Source organism: Nostoc cf. commune SO-36, from assembly GCF_023734775.1.
Lineage (GTDB): Bacteria > Cyanobacteriota > Cyanobacteriia > Cyanobacteriales > Nostocaceae > Nostoc > Nostoc commune_A.
This window is the reverse complement of the sequence record NZ_AP025732.1, coordinates 2393877-2419189: the sequence shown is the minus strand read 5'-3', so window position 1 is coordinate 2419189 and position 25313 is coordinate 2393877. Positions and strand designations below refer to the sequence as shown.

Below are 25313 nucleotides of genomic sequence, written 5' to 3'. Positions count from 1 at the left end.
TCATTCACGAGTATCAAAGACTCATTCACGAGTATCAAAGACTCATTCACGAGTATCAAAGACTCAGTTCACGAGTATCAAAGACTTGTCTATGAATTTTAATTTATACCAGATTCCAGTTACAAATCATTCTCCCCCTGCCCCCCGCTCTTCATCCTCGACCTTTGGCGAATAGGCTTAAACCTTCTGTGCCGATATCTTTGAAGATATCCATGTAAAAACTGTCTAAGTGCCAGATATGGTTTATGGTCGTGAACGAGCCTATTTGGGAACAGGTTGGGCTTACCCACTGCATTTAAGTGTGCAAGGTGGGATACAACTTAGCCGTGAAGATCAAAAAGTTAAAGAATCTATTTGGATTATTCTCCGCACGGGAGTAGGTGAGCGGGTTTATCGACCTACCTTTGGTTCGCGCTTGTCAGAACTGGCGTTTGCACCCATGAATAGCGATACCCTACTGCGAATCCGTCTTTATGTTTTGGAAGCTTTAGAAGTTTGGGAACCACGCATTATTATCGATGAAGTTCTCACTGATCCTGATCCTATCCGTGGCAGAGTGGACATTATCATCAATTATCGACTCAAAGACGCCCCCGATATTTATAGCTTTGTTTATCCTTATTATTTGGTTTCAGCTGGGGAGGAATCGTGATATCAATTCGCAATTCGCAATGACGCTCGTTCCTCGCTAACGCTGCGCTAACGCAATTCGCAATTAAGAAAGCTGAATTTTCTCTGGGTTTCTAGGCTTGTATCTGTCATATTCTTTTTAAATTGGTATGAACTTTGATTTTTTACCGAAATTACCTTCTTCTAACTTAGACGATCGCGCCTTCGATGATTTGGTGGAAGAATGTATTATGCGTATTCCTCGCTATTGTCCAGAATGGACTGACCACAACCTTAGCGACCCAGGAATTACGCTAATTGAGTTATTTGCTTGGTTAACTGACCAAATGTTGCTCAGATTTAACCAAGTACCTCGAAAAAATTATGTCGCTTTCCTAGAATTACTGGGTATTCGTCTCCAGCCTCCAGCCCCAGCCCGTACAGAATTAACTTTTTATTTAAGCGCTGCACTACCTGAAGCCTACACGATTCCGGCAGGATTGGAAGCCTCAACTATCCGCACTGAGACTACAGAAGCAATTACCTTTAGTACAGATTCTCCTCTAATTATCGGCAACCCCCGCATCCAACACTTCTTAACTGCCCAAACTACCGAAGATATTCCCCAATCTCTGCGCGAAAGAGTCACAGCTTCATGGACTCGTCAATCTGACGGTTTCTGGACAGGTAATGAACAACCGATTTTTGAAGAGGAACCCCAGCCTGGTAACTGTTTTTATTTAGCAATTAATTCTGATGATTCTTTAGATGCTAATGTTTTAGAAATTATTTTCCAAGGGGCTGCGGCTACTCCTGCTGGTATTAATCCCAATCAACCACCCCGGAAGTGGGAAGCCTGGGATGGAGAAAACTGGCAACCAGTTTTATTGCGAGAGTCAGATGATAAAACTCGCGGGTTCAGTTTTTACGAAATCGGGCAAGAGGGTGGAAACCCGTCTCAAGGTGCAGAGGTACGTCTGCATCTACCGGAAATTTGGCCTGTGGCTAATTTTACCTCTTACCGAGGTCGTTGGCTGCGCTGTAGCTTTGTTAATACAGAAGCCCAATGCAACTGGTTACAATCGTCCACCACGAATTGTTGGTTTAGCAGTCCGGTCAATTGGCGGTACTGTTAGGGCTAGTCACAGTACGCTGATTCTAGATGAGCGATTGGGAATTAGTGATGGTACACCTGGGCAGAGTTTCCAGTTACAAACAGCACCAATTTTAGAACGCCGAGAGAATGAGTATATTTTAGTTACTCCTGCTGGTGGTTTGCCTCAAAAGTGGACTGAAGTGAGAGATTTTGCTGATTCTGGGCCGCTTAACTTTCATTACACCATCGATTCGATCACTGGTACAATCCAATTTGGGCCGCTGATTCGGGAACCTAGCCAACTTAAACAACAAACACAGGTGCGAACGCGAATTCAGCAACCATCACTAGATGAGACATCTGTACAAGTTCTTGACAATAACCAATCTGAACACCAATATGGGGCGATTCCTCCCCGTGGTTCAGAGATTAAAATGGTTGCTTATCGTACAGGCGGCGGTAGAGAAGGGAATGTTCAAGCTGGGGTAATCCAGTTTTTGAAGTCTGCGTATCCATACATTGCTAGCGTGGTCAATCGTGTACCAGCAATTAATGGGGCAGATGCCGAATCACTAGAGCAAGCTGTAATGAAGGCTCCCCGTATCCTCCGCACACGCGATCGCGCCGTCACTGCTGAAGATTTTGAAGTTTTAACTCAACAAGCGGGTGCAGGTGCGATCGCTCGTGTCCGGTGTTTGCCAGCGAATTCTCGGAGGCAAGCTGGTATAGTTAGTTTACTGGTAGTACCCTTTGCAAATACAGATGCGATCGCCCAAGGCAATGGCATACCACCAGAAGAATTTGCCCTCAGTAATGCCCTCCAAGAGCAAATTTTGAGTTACTTAGATGAAAGACGCTTGTTAGGGGTACAAATAGAGTTACAAGAACCAAATTATGTAGGTGTTTCTGTACAGACAGAAGTTGCTTTAGAGCCAGCATACAACAACCCTTTTGCCAGCGAAGAAATTCGTCGGAATTTAAGGCGATCGCTGTATAAATATTTAAATCCATTAACTGGAGGAATGGACGGCAAAGGTTGGCCATTTGGGCGACCCCTTTATACATCGGATATTGTCGCCTTATTGCAACAAACCCCAGGTGTGCGCCATTTAGGCCCCGTCCTACTGTTTCCCATCCGCAAGCAAGGAGAAAATTGGCGTCGGCAACCATCGCCAGAACAATTGATCGACCCAGGATCGGAAGGTTTGATATGTTCTTGGGCTGATACAAATCTGCGTTCAAATCACGACATCCAAATAATTCGTAATTCGTAATTTGTCATTTGTCACTGGTCATTTATCAGTAGTTATTCTCCCTCCAATCCCCAGTCCCCAATTCCCAATTCATAATCCTATGGTTCAAAGTCGCTCTAGTCCAGCTGTAAGCATTCAATTAACGCCAATGCAGATTCCCGAAGCTTTACCTGTGGCAGGTTTAGCATTTGCAAATGCGGAAAACATCGATGTCGCTGGACGTAGTTTACTTTTGCATCCAGGACATCCCAGTGAGATGATTGTGCAAGTGCAAAACTTAGAACAGCGTCCTTTGCGGGTAAGCTTAAGCGTTGAAGGAAACTTCCCAACTGAATGGTGTCAGATTGGGACAGAAGGGAGTGAGATACCGCCTCGTGGACAAATGGATGCTGTCCTCTACTTCTCAATTCCCGATACATTTTTTGAAGACCAAGAAGCAATTTCACCTGAAAAAAAGATAAACTAACTCTTAATTCGCAGTCTAGTTACTCTACATATAGAACCAGGCACTGACAACGAACAAATCGAGAGAAGCGAGTATTTCGATTTATACATTCGTCCCTACACTGCCTACATGGAATTCTTGCCAATTTTGTATCGGGAAGTAGACTTTATTGGTCGCATTCATGAAAATACTTTGAGCAAGCTTTTCAAGCCAATAGTTAATAGTTACAACGTCATGTGGGCAAACCTCGATCCTTTGACAGCACCACAAGCATTACTACCCTTTATGGCTCATTGGGTTGCTTGGCAAGTAGATTCTGTTTGGGATCTCCAACAACAACGGCGTTTAATCCGCCGTGCCGTAGAACTTTATCGCTGGCGAGGAACTCGTAAAGGATTGCGTCTCTACTTACATCTTTATACTGGTTTACCGCTAGACGAACATTTAACGAATGAAGCTGATAAACATATTAGTATTACAGAACCTTTTGGCCCAAGTTTTATTATAGGAGATGCACAATTAGGGAATGCAGTTTTAGCAGGTGGGCAACCATATCATTTTATAGTGCGTTTGCGTTCAAATATTTCTAGTGGCATCATCAATGAGCAACTCATCCAAAGAATTATAGAACAAGAAAAACCTGCTTTTTGCACTTATGAATTATCTATCGAAAATCCCCCGAATTAAATAATTTGTAATTAAGTAAAATTAAACAGACTTTTAATCCAAAATCTAAAATCCAAAATTACTATGTCTCATCCTTTCCCACCCCCACCAATAAAATCATTTGAACGCCTGCAAGCCGCAGACGGTTTATTAATTAATGCAGAACGCTGGCGCACAGCCCATGATTATCACCGTAATCGGCAAAATGCTCAATATCAAAGTTTGAACCAACCAGGAATTGTCTGCGGTTTAGGTGTTCGAGATGTAACCGCCCCAAGCCAAGTTGAAGCTAGATATAGAGATGGACGTTGGGTACAAATTCAACCTGGTATTGCAATTGATTTAGCAGGTAATCTAATTGTTATACCGACTTCTTATGATTTCCTATTGATTTAGAAGTTGTAGGTTCAGAACCACTCATGATCTAGTTAGTAGTTAGCTATGTAGATCCTGATGAATTACGGCGGGGACAGCAGAGAGATATTGTTCAAGAAACTTATCGAATAGACCAAAGAAACTCTACACCAATCAGTTCAGAAATAGAAATATGTCGAATACTCCTGCAACCAGGACATACTGACATTACTCAACCTGCTGATGCTTTTTTCCCTGGATATAACAATATTGATTTGCGTTATCGCCGTCAAGCACAAATGCGTCCCCAAGCACTTGTTTGTATGGCACAGGCGACTCATAGCGATCCCGAATGTGCGCGTAATTTCTTCAGCCTTTCCTACTTATTACAAGCAGTAGAACCCCTATACCCCAGTTTGCGAGGTGCTGATGAACCAGGTCAGGTTTCTTTAGCAGAAAATATCCAAGACTATGACATCCTTTATCTCACAGGTGGACAAGCTATATCTTTAAATAGTCTCGAATTTGAATCCCTCAGAAATTATTTAAATTTAGGTGGTGTGCTTTTTGTTGATGCACCAACAAATGCTAATGCTCTAATTGAGAGTACTCAAGCCTTAGCACAACAGTTAGAGAGTCCTTTAAGACCTTTAGAAGAATTGCAACGGAGTCATCCTTTAAGGACAAAACCTTTCTTATTTGCTGCTTTGCCAATGGTTAATCAACAGCAAATTAAACTGTTAATTGGTGGAGGAATTATTTTAGCAATTGGAGATTTAGCAACGGCTTGGGGGCTGGATAGAGATTTGAGTTTACCCAGATTGACCATTCGTACAGCTCAGGAATTAGGTATTAATATTCTTCACTATGCTTGGAAGCGGCGACAATTAATAGGTTTGCAACAGGAAGATAATTCTGGGCAATGGTGAGAGTGCTATTTTAGACACTAAGTATAGGGAGGCGATCGCACAAATTGCAAGCTAGTTATAGTTTATAGTGCGATCGCCTCAGATAGAGACTAATGATTTTTGTCGTTTTCAAGTTCTCTTAATAGAGAATCGAAATCGTTACTGTTTCCACCTTTAGTAAATAAAGACCGGATTTTAGCAATAATTGAATCTATATCTCTGTACAAAAAGCTACTTAAATTTTTGACAAAGTTAATTATTTTCTCAAAAACAGCGAGTTCCACGGTGGAATATTCATTTTGATATGGGTATACAACTTTGCCTTTTTCTGTCTCATAGTACTCTTGTTCAGGCATGAGCATTGATTTAAGCGGTCGATCTTGTTTTGCTTTATCTGGTTCGATTCGCTTCTGGCTAAGGAATAAAATATCATAAACTTTTCCATTCCAGACAGCCCAGTAATGATTTTGGAAAAACCACCGTTCGCCATCATCACAATTGGGGTCTTTTCCTCGATATGGGGTTTTTCCACCTTCATGCAAAAATGGTTTCAGGAGACTTTCAATCGCTATTTTTTTAATGCCAAAATAATCTTCTGCTACTTTCTTAAAGGCGCGTGCTAATGTTTGGCAGTCGCCTTCTGGAGAGCCTTTTAAAAGAGTCTCGTGGCTCTTGCTCACCATTGTGTATTTAAATTGGATATTCTCAAAGTTTTTGAAAAGTTGTTCCAGAATTTTATCTTCTGTTAATGTTTCTTCTATCCCATTTACTAGTGTTTTTGCTAGTGGGTATTCTTGTAAAAATTTTTGTTTTCTATCGGTTGAGTTGTCTGCTGCTGATTTTGGCTGCTGTGCATCCTGCTTTTGCAAAGCAGCTGTATTAATTTGGCTGACTACAGAAGTAGCGACTCTATCCGCCTCTTGCTCATATTGATCTCCTGATTGACCAATAGTGAGTTTTGGCTGTATTAATGGTTGCATTTGTGCGAGTGAGACACTATCAGCACGTTTTATCGCCATTTTGCTCAGGTTATGACCAAACAGGGAAGAGTGTTCTTTTCCTTGCTGCAATGGCTCATTCATCTTTGTTTGCAATACAGTGAGTCGCTCCTGTCCCTCTGGGGTGATAGTGCCACGCTTGGCTTGTATTTGGAGTTTTGTTGCCTCAAACTGATACTGTTGAAATTTATGATTGTCTACTTTTGCCTGTACTATAGGCTTGCGGGAACCGAGTTGAGAGTGGGTAGTTAGTAGATGTGATTGCAGCTGATCTTGCTCTGACGAATAAGCGGATGAGTCAGCTTTTTTGTGGGTTTGTAGCCGTTCTTTTCATCGCTAGTTTCAAAAGTCAATAGTGGGTAATCTATATATTATGTCACTTACTTAAAGATCCCCGGCTTCTTTCAGAATTTGAGGATCTAATTGTTTACGAATGATTTAGAATTACGATAATTTTTACTTACTTAAGAACGCCGTACATTCAAGCAACACCACTCTTTGCGTTTCCACAAAGATAGCGACAACCCAGCCATTTTCTTCTAAAGCGTCAGCAACAGCTTTCGATTGTTCTAGTAAAATACCACTGAAGATTGCCCAAGTTTCAGGTTTAGCGATCGCACTCATTTCTGGAATTAATTCAATAATTACATGAGCCAAAATATTACAAACTATACCATCCACTGGTTTGTCAAGCAGTTTTGTCAAAACGTCTACACTTCCCAGTGCTGGTAGTAAACGTTCTGAATTAATATCGTTGAGCGCACCATTACTGATAGTTGATTGCACCGCCAAAGGGTCATTATCTACTGCATAAACTTTCTCTGCTCCCAGTAGCAGCGCCCCAATAGAAAGGATACCAGAACCACAGCCAATATCTGCAATTACCAGATGTTCATGTTTGCCACCAGTACCCACAAACGACTGAGGAACTCCACTCAGCCGCATTTCCAGGGATTCCAAACATAGTTGAGTGGTGGCATGGTTGCCCGTACCAAATGCTACACCAGGATCAAGACGAATTACCAACCGTTCCGTTGTTTCTGGTAATGGTAGCCACGCGGGGTTAATTAGGAAGCGATCGCCTATTTCTTGCGGATGCCAATATTGTTTCCAGCTAGTCGCCCAATCTTCCTCGTCAATTAACTGCCATTGCAGTGTAGGAGATGAAACACCTACACAGAGGGCATCTTGACGCAGCCACAACGATAAAGCTGCCAAATCTAGTAGCTGCGTTTGAATTGTTGATAAATAAGCCCGGACTAAAGATGAATTTCCTTTGTTTTCACTAGCTGTACCACGACAGCCAAAATCTTCCAGTCGCCAAAAGATCGATTCTTCTAGGTCTGGCTCACATAAAATCTGTAGTTCCCACCAGGTGTTTGCCATATAATTTTTAGATTTTAGATTTTAGATTTTAGATTGGGGACTTGGTAACGGTTAATGACCAATGCGAAAAACAATGAGCAATTAGCCATTACCAATCCAAAATCCCTTCGGGTTCGGCAGTCCCCCAGACGCTCGATGACTCGCTAACGCTGCGCTATCGACGGGAACCGCCATCGCGCTTCGCGTCTCCCCTTGGGAGAAGACGGGGGCTACCTCACCAAAATCCGCAATCCAAAATTAAAGTGTTACTGTATACGCATCCCGAATACCAGGGACTTTTATAATCTCATCCAAAATACCCTCTGGTAAAGGGTCATCTATACTCAGAGCCATTACCGCATCACCACGGACGATTTTACGACCTACTTGCATACTGGCAATATTCACATTAAAACTGCCGAGTAGGGAACCAAGTTTGCCGATAATCCCCGGCATATCGCGGTGCAGGGTAAACAACATATATTTGCTGGGTGGGACGTTAATGGGGAAACCGTCAACGTCGGTGAGGTGGATTTCTCGCTCACCCAACAAAGCGCCTGTGACAGAATGAGTACCTAAAGTACCCGTAGCTTCTAGATGTAGTGTGCCGGCATAGTCTCGAATCGAAGCATCGCGGGTTTCAATTACCCTAATTCCCCGTTCTTTAGCTTCTATGTTGGCATTTACGTAATTCACTCGTTCTCGCAAAGCTTGGTAAAGTAAACCTTTGAGAGCAGCGACAATCAAAGGTTGACTTTTGTTGGTAGCGAGTTCCCCTTGTAGTCGAATATTGAGTACTTCCACCCGTCCGCCAGCTAGCTGTCCCACCAGATTACCTAGAGTTTCTGCTAGTTGCATATAGGGTTTGAGTTCTTCCAACACATCGGGGCCTAGTCCGGGAATGTTGACGGCTGAACGTGCTGGTAGTCCTAAAAGTACATCCCGAATTTGTTCGGCAACATCAATAGCCACATTCACTTGAGCTTCTGCGGTAGAGGCTCCCAAGTGGGGGGTGAGGATAACTTCTTTGCCTAGCGATCGCAATTCAGATTCACCCAGTGGTTCTGACTCGAACACATCTAAGGCTGCACCACCGATTTTACCCGCTTTCAAAGCTGCTGCTAAAGCTACTTCATCAATGATCCCACCACGAGCGCAATTGATAATCCGGGCTGTAGGTTTCATCTTTGCCAAGGTTGTGGCATTGATTAAGTGAGTGGTTTCTGGGGTTTTCGGGATGTGTAGAGTGATATAGTCTGCTTGCTGGAAGAGTAAATCTAGCTCCACCAACTGACAGCCAATTTGTTCGGCTCGTTCTGTAGAAATAAAAGGGTCATAAGCTAGGAGTTTCATCCCCATTGTTTTAGCTACAGCCGCAACATGAGAGCCAATTTTACCCAAACCGACAACGCCGAGAGTTTTTTTGTAGACTTCCGCGCCGACAAAGCTATTGCGATCCCACGCACCGCGTTTCACCGAAGCGTTAGCATCGGGAATGTGGCGAGATAAAGCCAAAATCATCGCTAGCGCGTGTTCAGCCGCAGCAATTGTATTTCCCTCTGGAGAATTGACTACCACAATTCCCCTGCGGGTGGCTGCGGGAACATCCACATTATCCACACCCACACCAGCACGACCGATGATTTTTAGCTGAGTGCCGGCTTCAATGATTTCTTGAGTGACGCGTGTACTAGAACGAATCATCAGCGCGTCATACTCACCAATAATTTCGAGCAGTTGGGCTGGTTTTAGACCTAGTTTGACATCAACGGTTGCAACTTGCGAAAGGATGTCAATTCCAGCTTGGTCAATAGAATCTGAGACAAGAACCTTAGACATGATTACTTCATTTAAAGCTACAGGTTTTGCTGCACAAGACTTTTTAGTTTAGTCTTTATCTGTCGCAATTCAGCAAAAATTATTCGTTTGAATATCGACTTAACTTTAACTTACACTATATGTTGATGGTATAGAAGCATGAGTTGCTTCCGGTGGGTACTGCCTCCTAAGTATTTGAAGAATAAGTGGCTGTTTGTACCACCCTGTTGCTAAATATAAAGCATGAATCGCCCTAAGCACCTATATATTTATTAACAGTTTAAAGTTACCAAAGTTTTATCGGCTGAAGCAACTTCCTTCGAGAGGTAGAAACGCTTGTATTCTTGACTGGGCTACAACTTTAGATGAGGCAATGCCATGCAGAACCAGGAAACGAGCTAGTAACTATTGTATCTGTCGAATCTTCTCTATTTCTCAATACCACAAGTGGTATCCCTTAGTCAAAGCAAAACATGACATCATCAAGATAATCGGATTCTGACAGTTAGAATTTAGGCATCAAATAAATTTTATTGCTCATGATTCCGGCAGATTTAAGATTGTCTAGTAGTTAAAAGCTGCCAATTAGTGTCAGTAGAGTAATTAATATATAGGAATCGTATTTGATTTTTGAAATTATCTGCGTAGGCGGGGAGTGGGTAGTAGGGAGTAGGGAATTAGGCTTTTCAGTCTCAGTATGTTTTCAGAAATCAAATCGGAGTTCTATAGAGTCTTAAACTAGTAATTTGTCAAGCTGATTTTGAGAGTTTGTAGTAACACTTAAGTGCTTAAAAAACCAGGATTAAAGTCCTGACTACGAACTTGTTCACGCCCCGTAACTGATGAGACAGATTATTAATGACATCGCTAGGGGAGAAATCGCTATAATTCTGGTGAGCCAAATATCCTTTGAGTTTTGGGGAAACCAGCCATGTTAGAGTACAACTTGCCAAGGTATTTGCCCTCAGCCGAGGAACTACCAGACTCTGATGAAACGCCTGTGGATAACGAATTACAAGAATTAATACCAGGCTTGCTGAAGGCGATCCTGCTGATACTTTGGTCAGAACGCATGGATTGGCTCTTTGCCATAGATATGGGTATTTATTATCACCCCGATAAACCGCCCATTGTGCCAGATGGCTTTTTGAGCTTAGGGGTAGAGCGGTTTTATGATGAGGAACTGCGTCCAAGTTATGTGCTGTGGGATGAAAATGTTGTACCGATTTTCGTGCTAGAAGTAGTTTCCCAAAATTATCGCAAGGAATATACTACTAAATTGGCTGAATATGAGGCTTTAGGTGTACTTTATTACGTAATTTATTCCTCTCGTCGCCGCCGCAAACCGCATTTGGAAGTACATAAATTAGTTAATGGTAAGTATGAGTTGCAAGAGGGAAACCCTGTTTGGCTACCAGAAATTGGCTTAGGAATTGGTTGCGAAAGGGGAAATTATTGCGGTGTAACGCGAGAATGGATGTATTGGTATGATGAGCAAGGAGAACGATATCTCACGCCCGCAGAACAAATAAAACAAGAAACACAACGCGCTCAACAAGAAGCACAACGCGCTCAACAAGAAGCACAACGCGCTCAACAAGAAGCACAACGCTCTCAACAAGAAGCACAACGCGCTCAACAAGAAACACAACGCGCTCAACAAGAAACACAACGCGCTCAACAAGAAGCACAACGCGCTGAAGTTGCAGAACAAAGGGTGCAACAATTGACAGAACAATTAAAAGCGCTGGGAATAGATCCAGATAATCTGGCTTAACTGATATATTTGGCAATATTTTCAACAAAACTTAAAAATTAGGTTTTGTTAAATTTGTGTATTTTTTCATAAATGATTGTCGAAATTTCTATATCTCATCAGTTACATGGGCGCAATTTATGTAGACGCGGAGAGGCTTCCTACAGGGTATTAGCCCTACAGCGTGTAGTTTTGCATAATTCCTGTGAATGGTAAAAACCCGGTCTCTCTATCAAAACCGGGTTTTTACAGCAGTTTTCGATCAAACCCACCACAAAATAAATCCTAAAACAAAGCCCAGTATTGCTTTCAGTACTTTTATCTGTGGCACATTTGATTGCAATTTGCTGTAAGTAATTTTTAATTTATTTTTGAACAGTACAACAGGGCAATAAAGGCTTGTTTACAACTTCTTTTATCTCTACTGAATTCAACAAATCTTCCCAATATTTCTGAACTTCGGGATCGTTAGGACGCTGGAGGCGTAAATTAGCTAGAGTTCTGAGAGAATCTTCCCAAAATCCAGCAGTTGCAAATAGAACTGCACGATCCAAGTCTGTGTTTGGTTGGTTTAATTGAAGAGAGAGGTTTTCGTCTTGCGATCGCACTATTGTACCTTCTACATACGAGTCTTTATCGCGGTTATTCGGATCACAAATCATCGAAAAAGTCCATTTATACTCTTTACCAATTTGCAGAGATGGCTGATCGGCAGGTACATCTACACTAACAATACCATTCTGCCCAACAGGTTTGAAAGTTCCCTTATACAATGGGTCAATACTATCATCATCCCGCAAAACAAATTCTAGTGCTTGCACTGTTGTAGAAGTTTGAGGAACATAGAAAAATAATGTGGGACGCTCTGCTGTGGTTCGTTGAGCTTCCTTATCTGTCGGTGTCAGGGGAATAATATTTTGTCCAACTTGAAAGCAACTTCCCCGTGTTCCTGCTGATCTTACCCTACCAGGTCTACCTGGGACAAAGGCAATACGATTTCTACCGCGTTGGATGTAACTTGTAACATTTCTAATTGCAGAAGTAGCGTATCTATCTCCAGGACGTAGCCGTTCTGCTTGCTGAAAATATCCTAAAGCTTTTCTATAGTTTCTCCGTTTGGTTTCACTATAGCCAAGGAGCATATATTGGGTGTAAGCAGGTTTAGCTTGTGCTAGTTCATCAACTGGCTCTATTGCCAAAACCTGAGTAGTGCTTACAGGCTCTAAGGGGAGAAATGCTAAAGCCGCAAGCAGATAGCTTGCCCAAAATCTATGTTTCATAATGTCCATATCCACTTGTAGTACATTGCTTGGGTATATATAATACAATAGCGCAAGCTTTGCAGTGGCAAGACTTTATCTGTGCTACTTTGTGGAAAGGCTGAGGTAGCTTTCTGATTTTTTTCAAAAAGATTCCCGACTTTCTTAATAAGTCGGGAATTTGATTATTTGGGTTTTAATTTAATTTTGCCTATTCTCTAATGAGGTACAGCCAATTGTTCACCACCTACTTGAGCATTATCAGCAACAATGTTGCGGAATGAATCGCCTTCAATTGTTTCCTGTTCTACTAACAAATCTACTAAACGTTCCAAAACTACGCGGTTTTCTTGCAACAGTTCTTTTGCCTTGATGTAGGAATTGTTAACAATTTCACGCACTTGTGAATCAATTTTGGCGGCAATTTCCTCAGAATAGTCTGATTTATTCATCCAGTCGCGTCCTAAAAATACTTCTGCGCTCTGATTTTCCAAGGACAACGGGCCTAATTCTGACATACCGAAGCGTGTCACCATCTGCCGTGCCATCCCTGTCACCTGTTGCAAATCATTGCTTGCACCTGTGGTCACTTCTGGCTTACCAAAAACGATTTCTTCGGCGGCGCGACCACCCAAAGTAGCTGTAATCCTCGATTTGAGTTGGGAACGGGAAACTAAGCCCTGTTCTTCGTTAGGAGTAAACCAAGTTAATCCGAGTGCTTGTCCCCGTGGAATTAATGTAACTTTCTGCACAGGGTCATGGTCTTTGAGTAATGTGCCTACTAAAGCGTGTCCAACTTCATGATAGGCAATCAAGCGTTTGCTCTTGCTGTCTACCAAGGCAGTACCTTCCATACCTGCAACGACTCTATCCACAGCAGCATCAATTTCTAAAATGGTGACAGCTTCTTTGCGTCTTCTTGCAGTGAGAATGGCGGCTTCGTTGAGTAAGTTGGCTAAGTCTGCGCCAGTAAAACCAGGAGTGCGACGAGCGATCGCTTCTAATGATACGCTAGGATCAATTTTCTTATTCCGGGCGTGGACTTTCAAAATTTCCAGTCGCCCTTTCAAATCGGGTGCATCCACCATCACTTGTCTGTCAAAGCGTCCTGGTCTGAGGAGCGCTGCATCTAGAACATCTGGGCGGTTAGTGGCAGCAATAATAATAATGCCTGTGTTACCTTCAAAACCATCCATTTCGGTGAGAAGCTGGTTCAGCGTCTGTTCGCGTTCGTCGTTACCGCCACCCAGGCCAGCACCACGATGGCGACCAACGGCGTCGATTTCATCGATAAATATTAGACAAGGGGCATTCTTCTTGGCCTGCTCGAACATGTCCCGCACGCGAGATGCACCGACACCAACAAACATTTCCACGAATTCGGAACCAGAAATACTGAAGAACGGTACACCTGCTTCACCTGCGATCGCTTTTGCTAGTAAAGTTTTACCAGTACCCGGAGGGCCAATTAACAACACTCCTTTGGGAATACGTGCGCCTACAGCCGTAAATCTTTCTGGCTGTTTCAGGAAAGTAACAACTTCTTCGAGGTCTTCTTTAGCTTCTTCAACCCCGGCGACATCTTCAAATTTCACTCCAGTTTTGGCCTCCATTTGGAAGCGAGCTTTAGATTTGCCAAAATTCATCGCTTGGCTAGAAGCATTAGTAGAGCGCCGGAGAAACAATAGCATTAAAGCCACCAGTGGCAAAATCCACATGAGATTGATCAACAGTCCAACAGCCGCTCGACTATTAGCAGAGGAAACCTCACCAAAATCAACATTCTTCTCTTTCAGAATATTAATTAACTCTGTGTTTTGGGCCAAAAGTCTCACCTGTTGCGGTGGTGCATCATCTTTTTGTCCCTTGAGATAAACCCTTGCTAGCTGTTCGGTTTCGTCAAGCTCTACTTTTTGGATTTCTCCCGCCTTCGCTTTTTTGATCAAGTCGCCGTAATTTAGAGAGGTGGTTTCTGCTTTTTGTGCCATGACAGGAGTACTGACGAAAATTCCTGGCAACATAATCAAACTAGCAGCGATGCCTACAACGGGCTTGGCCAACGCACTAACCCAAGCACCACGTTTTGAGGACTGCCTTTTTATCAATGGTTTTTTTCCCAAATTTGTCATAATAATTACCCTTTGTCTGCTGGCACAAGTTGAGCTACGGTTTTATGCCTATTCTTCTATCAAAAATTGTAATAACTGGAAATTACACTTTTCTTATCTAGTCTAACTTCCACACAAAATCATTCCCAAATTTATTCCGGCTATTCCATGAAGTTGAGCAACCTGGGTCATTATCTAGATTTATGCAGATGCTGAACTACCCCTTATCCAATCCTCATCACCCACCTTAATATCCCACAACCGAATTTGGTACTCCGAATCAGTAGGAAACTTACGGCGTAATACTTAAGACTAAGCATTGGTAAGATATAGCCAGAGTTAAGAACTTTATCGAACAGAATTCAGGAGTCAGGAGTCAGAATGGGCTAAACGCCCCGCTACCGCTAACAGAATGAATTCTGTATGACTGGCGGATAGCGTAGCGTATACCCTTCGGGATGCTTCGCTTAGAGCGAGTATTCGAGCGTCGCGTCTGAATAATCGGGTTTAAGACCCCCACTAAATTTTCAATTTAGTGGTCTTCAATCAGTCGCGGGTCTGAATCTGCGACTGATAGCGTTCGCTTTTAGCGTCTCTAAGAGTTGCGTTAGCGAGTCCGCGATAGCGGAGCGTTAGCGAGTATTTTCGAGTCGCGTCTTGATTCTGACTCCTGAATTCTGACTTCTGAATTCTTCTTCAATCCCCAGTTCCCAGTCCCCAATAGATATTAATTTGACACATTCTGACACAAATCGCTAATATAAACATAGTCATAACGATTCCGCTTTTTAAGAAGTCTGATGATGGTAGCTAGTTAATAGTTTGTAGGTTAATTATGGTGAGAATTATTGGTATTGGTGGTAGTTTAAGATCAAATTCTTATACTCAGCTTGCTTTAGAGTTAGCAGTGCAAAGGGTAGAAGCCCTCGGTGCAGAGGTAGAAATTCTTGATTTACGGCAGTTGCAGCTACCGTTTTGCACTGGTGCAAAAGAGTATCCAGAGTACCCAGATGTTCTGCGGTTACACAATACAGTTAGTCAGGCTGATGGATTAATTTTAGCTACACCTGAGTATCATGGTAGCGTTAGTGGTGTCCTAAAAAATGCTCTAGATTTGATGAGCTTTGACCAATTGTCTGATAAGGTGACAGGATTGATTAGCGTTTTAGGTGGCCAGTCTAATAGTAATGCCCTAAATGACCTACGGCTAATCACCAGATGGGTGCATTGTTGGACGATCCCAGAACAAATTGCGATCGGACAAGCTTGGGGTGCGTTCAGTCCTGAAGGCAAGCTGCTAGATGAGAAACTCTCTCAAAGATTTGACCAATTTGCTCAGAGTTTAGTTGATAACACTCGCAAGCTACGAGGTGTAAATTAGTTTTAGTGTGGGCAAGTTCGTAGTAAGGTAGTCCTTATTTTCTAAGCACTAAAGTCCTTACTACAAACCTTCACACTAGCTTAGACATTGTGCTAAATATTTATACGGCTATTTTTTGGACTTACAAAAAATGAATTTTCAGGCGGTTTTCCGACTTTTGCAACAGGCTATTGAGTAGTGCCGATGCGATCGCACAAATACTTGTCATCTTTTGATATATCGTGATTATATGCGAGATAATTCCGTGCCCAATTGCAGGCGCTATTCAGGAGCGGATCTAAAGCGAGCTGATCTAAATCCCACAAAATAATCGTATTGTTATAACTAGCAGATGCCAAAGTTTTACTATCGGGGCTGAAAACGACACTTGCGAGACTGGACTTATGTCCTGTCAAAGTTTGCCCTTCCTTGCGATCTTTGACATCCCAAAGTTTGATGGTTCTGTCATAACTAGCAGTAGCGAGAGTTTTACCATCGGGGCTAAAGACTACATCTATGACCACATTATGATGTCCTTCGAAGGTATAGAGTTCATTGCCATTTAAAGCCCAGAGTTTAGCGGTTGTGTCATCGCTAGCAGTAGCTAGGGTTTTACCATCAGGGCTAAAGACGGCACTTGTGAGCTTTTTCTTATGCGCTGTGAAGGTCTGGAGTTCATTACCGTTTAAATCCCAAAGTTTGGCGGTTTTGTCATCACTAGCAGTAGCCAGGGTTTGACCGTCAGGGCTAAAGACGATACTTGTTACCCTTCCGTTGTGCCCTGTAAAAGTTTGCCGTTCATTACCCTTTAAATCCCAGAGTTTGGCGGTTTTGTCATCACTAGCTGTAGCCAGGGTTTGACCGTCAGGGCTGAAGACGATACTTGTTACCCTTCCGTTGTGCCCTGTAAAGGTTTGCCGTTTATTACCGTTTAAATCCCAAAGTTTGGCGGTTTTGTCATTACTAGCAGTAGCGAGGGTTTTACCGTCAGGGCTGAAGACGATACTTGTTACCCTTCCGTTGTGCCCTGTAAAAGTTTGCCGTTCATTACCCTTTAAATCCCAGAGTTTGGCGGTGTTGTCATCACTAGCAGTAGCCAGAGTTTCACCATCAGGGCTGAAGACGACACTTATGAGCTTTTTCTCATGCGCTTTAAAAGTTAGGAGTTCCTTACCCTTTAAATCCCAGAGTTTGACGGTTTTATCATCACTAGCTGTAGCCAGGGTTTGACTGTTGTGGCTGAAGACAACGCTATTAAACCCAAACTCACCCCCTTTAAAAGTTAGCAGTTCCTTACCGTTTAAATCCCAGAGCTTGACGGTTTTATCATCACTAGTAGAAACGAGAGTTTTACCGTCAGGGCTGAAAATAACGCTCTTAACATTATCTTGATGTTTAGTAAAGGTTTCCCGTTGTTTGCCATCTTTGACATTCCAGAGTCTGGCGGTATTGTCATCGCTAGCAGTAGCCAGGGTTTGACCATCAGGACTGAAAACGACACTTGTGACTGCTTTCTCATGCCCTATCAAAGTATGCAGTTCATTGCCATTTTTGACATCCCAAACTTTAACAGTTGTGTCATCAGCAAAAGCGAGAGTTTTACTATCAGGGCTGAAGACGGCGATATTGAACTTACGTTGATTTCCTTTGAAGGTATGCATTTCTTTGCCATCTTGGACATCCCAGAGTCTGGCGGTATTATCATCACTAGCAGAAGCCAGGGTTTGACCATCAGGGCTGAAGACAACACTTGTGACTGCTTTCTCATGCCCTATCAAGGTATGCAGTTTTTTGCCGTTTTTGGCGTTCCAAAGTTTAACTGTGTTGTCGTCACTAGCAGAAGCGAGGGTTTGACCATCAGGGCTAAAGGCGACACTTGTGACTGCCTTCTTATGTCCTTGGAACGTATGCAGTTCTTTGCCGTCTTTGACGTTCCACAGTTTAACGGTATTATCATCACTAGCAGAAGCCAGGGTTTGACCATCAGGGCTGAAAACGACACTTGTGACTGCTTTCTCATGTCCTTGGAAGGTATACAGTTTTTTGCCGTCTTTGACGTTCCAAAGTTTAACTGTGTTGTCATCACTAGCAGAAGCCAGGGTTTGAGCATTAGGGCTGAAAATGACGCTCTTGACCTTTTCCTGATGTCCAGTCAAGATGTTTAACTCTCTCACTCCATAAACTACTTTCTGCAACGCTTCCATAACAAAGGGCTGGGATGCATTTTCTTGTTTTAAGATATTTGCTGCCTTAATTGCTTTGACAAGTGCATCTAAATCTTGATTATCATCAAGGAGCGATAAAGAATAGCGGCTTAATGCTTCAGCTTGACTTTTTAGTGCTTCAACTTGACTTTTTTGCGCTTTTTCTTTTTCATACAAAGCCTCAATCCAAAAGCCAAGACTAACAATAAAAGCTACAACTGCGCCACCCGCTACTCCCCAAGCGGTTCTAATTTCTCGACGGCGACGCGCTTCTTTTTCGTTTTTATGGCGATCGCGCAATTCTTTACAAGCAGTAACATAGTAAGATTCTGACTGATTTAGAAAACTAGTGTTTTTTGCCAACACCTGAGCATCTTCCAATCTTGCCCCGCGATGCACCAAATAATTCTCGTCTTTTCGCTGCTTTTCCCAATCCAAAGCTGCTTGACGAATAGTTTCGCGCAGTTGTAAGTTGATGCGGTTTTCGTCTAACCACTTAAGCAATCGCGGCCAATAGCGGATCAAGGCTTCATGTGCTACTTCTACCTCTTGACGATTTGTAGACCCGTCTGTACTCGTAACCACCAATCGCGCCCCTTCACCAGCCAAGCGCTGCACTAACTGTTTGGTACTTGCCAAATCACCATTAGCAGGTACTAGTTCATCTAGCCAAACTCGCCGTCTTGTATCCCGGCGTTTTCTCGCCCTGGAGGGCGCTTTCATCCAAGCGGGTTAAGCGGATAAAGATATTCTTAACTTGCTCTTGTTCTGAGGGTGACAAAGTATTATAAACATCATCAGCAGTTTGAGCGATCGCCTTATTCACACCACCGATCGCTTCATACTCTATAGACCGCAACCATCTACCATGTCGCCGCTTCCACAATTCCAACAGTGCGTGTTGCAGCAGTGGCATTGCTCCCGGCTCACCTTGCACATCATCAAGAATCGAGTTGCTCAAACCTGGTTCAAAGCGTAAACCTACTTGGGCGGCTTGCATTTCCATCGATTTCCGCAATTCCACCGCATCCATTGGGCCGATTAGTTTTTGTCTAGCTTCCATCAAATCTTTCAGATTGCGGTAGGTAGCACACTCGCCCCAAAAATCTGCCCGCATGGTAATCACGACTTTTTGATATGGAATCAGGCTTAATAATTTTTCGATAAAAGTCAATCTCTGCGCTTCATGGGCACAAAGTGTAAACAATTCCTCAAATTGATCAATTATTAATATTGAAGATTGTCCTTGTAGCGGGGAAAGAGTAGTTTGCAGTTGCTCGATCGGGTTACTGCTTGGTGTCATGTATGCTGTAACTAGCTCAGGTTGCATCTGTTGCAGTGTCGGTATCAATCCCGCTAAAACTACCGATGACTTACCACTACCAGAAGCTCCTAATACGGCCAAAAAGTTGTGTTCAGTCAGCTTTTCTTGCATTTGGACAATCAGTTGTTCTCGCCCAAAGAAAAATTCGCGGTTTTCCACGCGGAAAGGATACAAGCCCCGGAAGGGACAACGAGAATCATAAGTAGGTGGTTGCTGATCCAACGCCAAAGCATGGAAGTTGAGGTCAAGTATTTCCTCACAGAAGTTGTTAATCTCTTCTAAAGCTTGCTGGCGTTCTTTGAGGGCTGGTTTGCTCAAAGCTGTAACATCTGCCCCTAATGTGTTTCCCAGCTGCTGTGCCAGTTCTGTAAACCTTTTTTCTTGGATAGGCGATCGCTCTGGTAGCAACTTTACAAGCCGCTCTAGACCATATTGAATTTCGGCATTGGTTAATTCTCGGTCAAGCTGATCGCTGAATAAAGGTCTTCCCCCTAAACGGCTGAACAGTGCCGGCACAGCAATGTCACCACGTTCTGCTAGAGAGGCTGTAGCTTCATGTAATGCTGAATCCACCTCTCCCGATTCTCTGAGTTGGTAATAAAATTTCTCTGTTAACGCTTGAGCCGTCTTGATAGTAACTTTCTCAGTCATCGCCACTACCGCAGGCATCCCCAAATCCCGCACCAAGCGCTGTCCTAAGCCCCCTAATCCGGCTTCTGCTTCTGGACTAGCGCTTTCACAAGTGCAAAGAAAAGTAAAATGGGGTAGCCCTCTAGCTCCGCGTAACGGGCGCACTCTTTCCAGTAACCTTGTTGCTGTCACCACCTCGACTGTATTATCAGCTTTTGACCAGTAGAGGAGGGTTTCGCCATCATCTAGCACCCTACCGTGGCTGACAAAGTGCAACATTGTATACTGCTTTGTCCGGTCAGTTAGTTGAGCGCAAAGTTCATCTAGGGTCGGTAAACCAATAGCATCATCAACTGTTGCTAGCACATCAGTGGGAATATTACCCAAGGCTGCTCGTACACTTTTGACTGTAGCTTCAACATCAAAGGTATCTAATTTATACTTTTGGGAATCCGAGGGACTCGCCACCAATACCAACGCCCGCAAATCTCGCCGCCCAATGGGAGGAAAAAGTCGGTCAGTAATTGCAGGAATGTAGAAAGAAAAAGGCACTCGTTGATTGATAGCTAATATCTGCCAATCGCCATCAATGGGAGCGCATAGCCTTTCCCAGCGTAAGGTTCTGAGTTGTTTGTCTGGGGCTTCAATAAATAGCAATACCCGCACTGTTTCTTCATTGTGACTTAGTGCCCTGACAAATCCATCACGCACTTCATCTCGTAACAGTGCTTTGCCCAATAATGTCCCGTAGTCTCGTACCTGTCCCAGAAGACTGGTTAAATGCTGGAAATCTTCAGCAGTTAGACAGAGATTACCTTCCGATCGCAACGGTAGAAGGACACCTGGTTGGCTGTGTTCTACTACAATTGGCCAGCTATCTCCTGATTTGCGTTGGATGGTAATCTCGAAGGTGTTCATAAGCTTTGACTGAGGAAGGAAGTTGGCCCCCCTCTGGAGATAAGGGGTAATGGGGATTGGGATATGAGGGAGACAACTAAACGCAATGCCCAATTCAATTTCTTCAAGACATCAACTAGACTAACTACGGCTAATAGTGACGCCTGAAGTTTCTCCATGCGGTCAACTGAAGCTTGCTCAACTGTGTTGACATTTTCTAGTGTTTGGGTTTACTTTACCTAGGGTTGCCCAATTGGTGATGTATCAGATACTTGATGTGTTGCAGGTGCAGTGTGTAAATTCACTGCTGATATCATTAGTTACACAATAACTTTACCAAATCCAAATATCCTGAGTGATAATACTGGGTTTAATCGGAATTTTACTTAAAATAGATTAAAAAAATAATTATTATATGTCAGTACGAAGGGTACACATTAAAAATCCCACGTTTTAAAGCGTGGGAGTCTCAAGTTATTACAGTATAAATGTGTGTAGGTGTAGGGCGAGCAAAGCTTTGCCTACCCTACTAAACTTAATGATGGTGGTGGTGATGATGATGCCCAGCGATTTGGGGATTAACTGCCAAAGTTTCCTCTGACAACAACTCTGCAATATGAGCATCAGCCCATTGGGCCGCCATTGCCATAAATTCTGGATGATCGTTAACGCAAGCCATTTGCACGTAGTTCGTACCAGGATGCTGTTTCTCCAAAGCATGGATGATATGGTGTACATCCAATAAAGTTTCGTGGTTTTCTGTGGCAAAGCCAATTGGCATAAAAATTACCACTTTTGCACCCAGTTGAATCAGGTTATTTGCCGCTTGCTCTGCATTTGGCTGTGTCCAATCAATTAAAGGCGTGTCATGGTTGAGCCAACCCACCGAGATTAACGGATAACGATTAATCAACTTATCCCGAACTAAATCGTACATTGCTTCACTTTCGGCAATCCCAGAAGTAAAGCCTTTAGCTTTATGGGGACAGCCGTGGTTCATTAACACAATACCGATTTGAGAAGGGAGATAAGCGCCTGCTAACTCAGCAATTTTCTCTTCAACCAGATGAGCCATCAAATCGATGTAAGCTGGTTCGTTGAAGAAAGAAGGAATGTAGCGCTGTGCTTTAACCCAGTGTTCTTCACCATCAGCCAATTCAACGAGAGCATTGTTAACTTGCTCGATCGCAATCCCACTGGTAAAAATAGAATCAACAACCAGCAGTGGGTAGATTAGTAGCTTCTCGAAGCCTTGGTTTTTGACTTCTGCTAAAACTTGATTGGGTAGAAAAGGGGCACAGAAGTTGAAAGCCTTGAAAACTTGAACCTTATCACCCCATTTTTCTTGTAAATTCTTCTCAATCCCAGCCCGTTGCTGTTCAAAGATGGCATTGTGTGGAGAGATAAAATCGTGGTGTGTGTGTCCCCACTCGTGGCGGTCAAATAGCGCCAAAAGCTTTGCCAGGGGAGGATAAATCCAGGTTGGTACTGGAGCGAATTTTGCTGTCAGTAGATTTAAAGCCTGTTCGTTATAGTTGGCGAAATCTTCGTAGCTTTCGACTTCGCCGTAGCCCATGAGCAATACGGCTACACGGTCTTTACCTGATAATGGCTCGTGGGTAGCGTGGACTTTTTCCGGCGTTGCAACCACAATAACTTCCTCAATATAACCAGAGTGCAGAGAATTTAAACTTAGGGGATAGCTTGAACATTTCCCCTAATAGTAAATTATTATCACATCCCCCCGGATGGGATAGGTGTAAAAATCAGAATAATACATCAAAAGACATACGAATATTTGCCATTGATCTGATTTGATACTTATCGAGGAGAAGGGAAGGCTACCGCCAAGACACCAAGCATTCCTAAAGTATGCATAAGTCTTGATATCTTTGTCTGTTGTGGAAAGTAAGTCGGCGGAAATAAACATAACTATATTAAGAAAAGTAAAGATTTTCCCTTTTACCCAAAACCCTTTTACTTTACAAAACTATACATAGTTTGGTTTAATCGCGCCTACTTGCTAAGTAGGTGTTTTCTGGGACTTGTAAAATGTTCTTTGGCATCCTAAGCCATACTTCAGCTTATCTGAAAAATATTATGGAATTATTGACCTCTATGAACTGTTCAATTTATGTTCCTCTTGCAATTAGCTTGGGAGCAGTTCCAGGTGCGCTAAGTCGTTACTACCTAACTTTATTTTTTGGGCGATGGTTCGGGACAACATTTCCCTATGGAACCTTATTTATTAGCAAGACGATCATCCTCAACTAAAATGACAGGAATTGGGCTGGATTCCAATACTGCCTGTGAGACAGAACCCACAAGAACTTCATCCCAAGGCTGATGTCCTCGCTTGCCAATGACAATCTCAGCAACTCCATAGTCCTGAGCAACACGGATAATTTCCTCTGGAATTGAGCCTGTAATCGCAATAAACTTATGACGGATGTCTGCTAAGAGTCGTTGAGATTTTTCTTGCAGATGCTCTACTCCTTGAGGATCATTGGTGCAAATGATATGCAATACAATTACTTCGACATCACTACGACGGGCAAGCTCGGCAGTTTTAATCAATACCTGACTAGCTAGAGGGGAGGTGTCAACGGCAGCTAGTATGACAATCCGACGGGCGATCGCTACCTTTGTGGGATCAACCTCGCCCCGCTCCAGCAATTTTGGTGCAAAGGTGGGAATTGCCCAAGCTCCCAAAGGTGCAGTCACCAGGATAGATAAAGCTGCGATCGCTAAAGTTGTCTCTCCACCCTGAATCCCCTGTGTCAGTGGAATCGCCCCGATTGCCGCTTGAACGGTGGCTTTGGCAGAGTTCCCTGGCAGCAAAAATAGTCGCTCCCGACGATTCCAGTTACTCCCCAATGTAGACAAATACCATCCGAGAGCGCGGCCAATCAGCGTCCCAATTGCCAAAATTACCAATCCTGGAACGAGAGTTTTTTCTAACACTTGTAGTTGAATACTTGCCCCTAGCAACACAAACAAAATGATTTCTGCTACAACCCACAGACTATCGAAGCCAGAACGCAAACGTCGTGCTAGAGGAGCATCCAACTCAATCAAGAAAAATCCTGTCGCCATGACTGCCAGATAGCCAGAGAAGAAGGGGAATTTTTCTGCCACCACTACCAGCAACAACCCTAAACTCGCTGCAATTAGGCTATCCTGCACCGCATTTTGAGTCCAGTTCTGCTTCGCTAGCAACAACACTAAAAGCCGTGCTGTCACTAAACCCAGGACGACTCCCAAAACAATTTGGCAAATAATTTGAATAGGTAGGAGTTGAACTGCGCTCAGGGTGATGCCAAAAGGCAATGTCACAGAAGAAGTTGCGCCTTGTGTCAAAAAGTTCAGTAACAAACTAAACACTAGTAGTAGTAACACATCTGATAGGGCGCTGCCGGTGAGAATGGCATCGGGAATTCCTTTAGTCACTCCCCAACCCAGACTTTTCAATCGCAGCATCCCTGGTACAATCACCGCAGGTGATTCAGCTCCAATGATACAACCCAGCAGTAGCCCTGTAGGAAAGTCGAACTTTAAGATCCATATAGCAGCTAAAGCAATAACTAAAGCTTCGCAAGCCGCAGGCAAAAACCCCAACCGGAGTGCTACTGTTCCTTGTTGTACCAGTTTTTCCCGGTCTAACCCTAATCCTGCCTTCATCAAAATTACCATTACAGCGATCGTTCGCAAAGGAGCAGACCCTGCCAGTACATCAGGGCTGATTAGGTCAGCAACTTGAGGACCCAGTATAATTCCGACTAAAACCATGCCTACTAGTGCCGGGGCTTTCAGGCGTCGGGCAATCTGTCCCACAAAAAAGCCGATAAGTAAGATTAAGATAAAACTTTCTAGCATCACGCTGTTTTCAAATAACGAATTGGGCAAGCGTGACTTGCTAAAGGAAGTTTACGACAAACAGCCCTATCCTTCCTCAGCAAGCCAGAAGAATAGGAGCCATCAGCCTTTTTATCAAGTGTAAGTTTGCAAGCTTGATTAGGCGGTTGTGGCGAGCTCCATCGCCTGATTATTACTTTACAGTCAAATTGTTTTTTTTGCAGGACTTATGCAAAATTGACCTCAAGTATCATCTCTACATTTCAATAATCTGGGAGCAAAAGCAAGTAATTTTACGATTAATTCAGTTTTTATTTATAACTATAATTTCTTTGAAATTTTCCCTCCATCTACTGAGGCATCTTAGTACAACGTGAACAGCTGATAGATCGTTGTAGTAGGTTTAAG

At 43.2% G+C, this 25313-nt stretch carries 15 protein-coding genes, 3 pseudogenes and 1 riboswitch; of the genes and pseudogenes, 9 read left to right on the top strand and 9 right to left on the bottom strand.

From position 1 onward, the window contains the following. Positions 1-238 precede the first annotated feature (238 nt). From ANSO36C_RS10565 to ANSO36C_RS10540, 6 genes and pseudogenes are all read left to right on the top strand, one after another. Positions 239-652: a GPW/gp25 family protein gene (locus ANSO36C_RS10565; RefSeq protein ID WP_251959487.1), complete on the top strand. Its 414-nt coding sequence runs from the start codon at positions 239-241 to the stop codon at positions 650-652. A gap of 127 nt (positions 653-779) precedes the next feature. Beyond that, positions 780-2979: pseudogene (locus tag ANSO36C_RS10560) on the top strand (putative baseplate assembly protein). Between the two features lie 79 nt (positions 2980-3058). Beyond that, positions 3059-3424 carry a hypothetical protein gene (locus ANSO36C_RS10555; protein WP_251959486.1) on the top strand — a complete coding sequence of 122 codons (366 nt, stop codon included), beginning with the start codon at positions 3059-3061 and terminating at the stop codon, positions 3422-3424. A gap of 117 nt (positions 3425-3541) precedes the next feature. Then, on the top strand, positions 3542-4090 hold the full coding sequence (locus ANSO36C_RS10550; protein ID WP_251959485.1) for a phage tail protein: 549 nt from the start codon (positions 3542-3544) through the stop codon (positions 4088-4090). A gap of 63 nt (positions 4091-4153) precedes the next feature. Then, positions 4154-4465: a hypothetical protein gene (locus ANSO36C_RS10545; RefSeq protein WP_251959484.1), complete on the top strand. Its 312-nt coding sequence runs from the start codon at positions 4154-4156 to the stop codon at positions 4463-4465. Positions 4466-4698: 233 nt separating this feature from the next. After that, the gene (locus ANSO36C_RS10540) at positions 4699-5352 is read left to right on the top strand and encodes a DUF4159 domain-containing protein (protein WP_251959483.1); all 654 of its coding nucleotides are present in this window, start codon (positions 4699-4701) and stop codon (positions 5350-5352) included. Positions 5353-5441: 89 nt separating this feature from the next. Here the strand turns inward: ANSO36C_RS10540 and ANSO36C_RS10535 are convergent, their stop codons facing one another. The 3 genes and pseudogenes from ANSO36C_RS10535 to serA form a co-directional block, all read right to left on the bottom strand. Then, positions 5442-6413: a hypothetical protein gene (locus ANSO36C_RS10535; RefSeq protein WP_251959482.1), complete on the bottom strand. Its 972-nt coding sequence runs from the start codon at positions 6411-6413 to the stop codon at positions 5442-5444. Positions 6414-6793: 380 nt separating this feature from the next. Continuing rightward, a pseudogene (gene prmA, locus ANSO36C_RS10530) lies at positions 6794-7715 on the bottom strand (50S ribosomal protein L11 methyltransferase). Positions 7716-7952: 237 nt separating this feature from the next. Next, entirely contained in the window at positions 7953-9533 is a 1581-nt protein-coding gene (gene serA, locus ANSO36C_RS10525) for a phosphoglycerate dehydrogenase (protein WP_251959481.1), read from the bottom strand. Positions 9534-10443: 910 nt separating this feature from the next. On the opposite strand from serA, the gene ANSO36C_RS10520 reads away from it, so the two are divergent. Continuing rightward, a complete protein-coding gene (locus ANSO36C_RS10520) occupies positions 10444-11289 on the top strand; it encodes a Uma2 family endonuclease (RefSeq protein WP_251959480.1) in 846 nt (281 codons plus the stop codon). 344 nt (positions 11290-11633) lie between these two features. On the opposite strand, the gene ANSO36C_RS10515 is transcribed toward ANSO36C_RS10520, so the two are convergent. Together ANSO36C_RS10515 and ftsH are read right to left on the bottom strand one after the other, a co-directional pair. Next, positions 11634-12548: a DUF928 domain-containing protein gene (locus ANSO36C_RS10515; protein WP_251959479.1), complete on the bottom strand. Its 915-nt coding sequence runs from the start codon at positions 12546-12548 to the stop codon at positions 11634-11636. A 197-nt stretch (positions 12549-12745) separates the two neighbouring features. Then, positions 12746-14656 carry an ATP-dependent zinc metalloprotease FtsH gene (gene ftsH / locus ANSO36C_RS10510; RefSeq protein WP_323374581.1) on the bottom strand — a complete coding sequence of 637 codons (1911 nt, stop codon included), beginning with the start codon at positions 14654-14656 and terminating at the stop codon, positions 12746-12748. Positions 14657-15470: 814 nt separating this feature from the next. Here ftsH and ANSO36C_RS10505 point away from each other — a divergent pair. Further along, the gene (locus ANSO36C_RS10505) at positions 15471-16016 is read left to right on the top strand and encodes an NADPH-dependent FMN reductase (protein WP_251959478.1); all 546 of its coding nucleotides are present in this window, start codon (positions 15471-15473) and stop codon (positions 16014-16016) included. A gap of 167 nt (positions 16017-16183) precedes the next feature. Here the strand turns inward: ANSO36C_RS10505 and ANSO36C_RS10500 are convergent, their stop codons facing one another. From ANSO36C_RS10500 to ANSO36C_RS10490, 3 genes are all read right to left on the bottom strand, one after another. Beyond that, entirely contained in the window at positions 16184-18922 is a 2739-nt protein-coding gene (locus tag ANSO36C_RS10500) for a WD40 repeat domain-containing protein (protein ID WP_251959477.1), read from the bottom strand. Then, positions 18861-21071, bottom strand: a complete 2211-nt coding sequence (locus tag ANSO36C_RS10495; RefSeq protein ID WP_251959476.1) for an nSTAND1 domain-containing NTPase — start codon at positions 21069-21071, stop codon at positions 18861-18863. The genes ANSO36C_RS10500 and ANSO36C_RS10495 overlap by 62 nt, the downstream gene beginning before the upstream one ends. A gap of 514 nt (positions 21072-21585) precedes the next feature. After that, positions 21586-22701: a ferrochelatase gene (locus ANSO36C_RS10490; protein WP_251959475.1), complete on the bottom strand. Its 1116-nt coding sequence runs from the start codon at positions 22699-22701 to the stop codon at positions 21586-21588. A gap of 467 nt (positions 22702-23168) precedes the next feature. On the opposite strand from ANSO36C_RS10490, the pseudogene ANSO36C_RS10485 reads away from it, so the two are divergent. After that, a pseudogene (locus ANSO36C_RS10485) lies at positions 23169-23309 on the top strand (fluoride efflux transporter CrcB); the annotation flags it as partial. Here ANSO36C_RS10485 and ANSO36C_RS10480 read toward each other — a convergent pair. Next, positions 23292-24926, bottom strand: coding sequence for a cation:proton antiporter (locus ANSO36C_RS10480; protein WP_251959474.1), 1635 nt, complete (start codon positions 24924-24926; stop codon positions 23292-23294). The pseudogene ANSO36C_RS10485 and the gene ANSO36C_RS10480 overlap by 18 nt on opposite strands. An 86-nt stretch (positions 24927-25012) precedes the next feature. After that, a riboswitch (Fluoride riboswitch) is annotated at positions 25013-25101 on the bottom strand. Between the last annotated feature and the right edge of the window lie 212 nt (positions 25102-25313).

What these genes read in the sequence shown, in the direction of transcription:
- ANSO36C_RS10565 (WP_251959487.1), top strand. Translation starts at nt 239, where the DNA reads ATGGTTTATGGTCGTGAACGAGCCTATTTGGGAACAGGTTGGGCTTAC.
- ANSO36C_RS10555 (WP_251959486.1), top strand. Translation starts at nt 3,059, where the DNA reads ATGGTTCAAAGTCGCTCTAGTCCAGCTGTAAGCATTCAATTAACGCCA.
- ANSO36C_RS10545 (WP_251959484.1), top strand. Translation starts at nt 4,154, where the DNA reads ATGTCTCATCCTTTCCCACCCCCACCAATAAAATCATTTGAACGCCTG.
- ANSO36C_RS10535 (WP_251959482.1), bottom strand. Translation starts at nt 6,413, where the DNA reads ATGAATGAGCCATTGCAGCAAGGAAAAGAACACTCTTCCCTGTTTGGT.
- serA (WP_251959481.1), bottom strand. Translation starts at nt 9,533, where the DNA reads ATGTCTAAGGTTCTTGTCTCAGATTCTATTGACCAAGCTGGAATTGAC.
- ANSO36C_RS10520 (WP_251959480.1), top strand. Translation starts at nt 10,444, where the DNA reads ATGTTAGAGTACAACTTGCCAAGGTATTTGCCCTCAGCCGAGGAACTA.
- ANSO36C_RS10515 (WP_251959479.1), bottom strand. Translation starts at nt 12,548, where the DNA reads ATGAAACATAGATTTTGGGCAAGCTATCTGCTTGCGGCTTTAGCATTT.
- ftsH (WP_323374581.1), bottom strand. Translation starts at nt 14,656, where the DNA reads ATGACAAATTTGGGAAAAAAACCATTGATAAAAAGGCAGTCCTCAAAA.
- ANSO36C_RS10505 (WP_251959478.1), top strand. Translation starts at nt 15,471, where the DNA reads ATGGTGAGAATTATTGGTATTGGTGGTAGTTTAAGATCAAATTCTTAT.
- ANSO36C_RS10500 (WP_251959477.1), bottom strand. Translation starts at nt 18,922, where the DNA reads ATGAAAGCGCCCTCCAGGGCGAGAAAACGCCGGGATACAAGACGGCGA.
- ANSO36C_RS10495 (WP_251959476.1), bottom strand. Translation starts at nt 21,071, where the DNA reads ATGAACACCTTCGAGATTACCATCCAACGCAAATCAGGAGATAGCTGG.
- ANSO36C_RS10480 (WP_251959474.1), bottom strand. Translation starts at nt 24,926, where the DNA reads ATGCTAGAAAGTTTTATCTTAATCTTACTTATCGGCTTTTTTGTGGGA.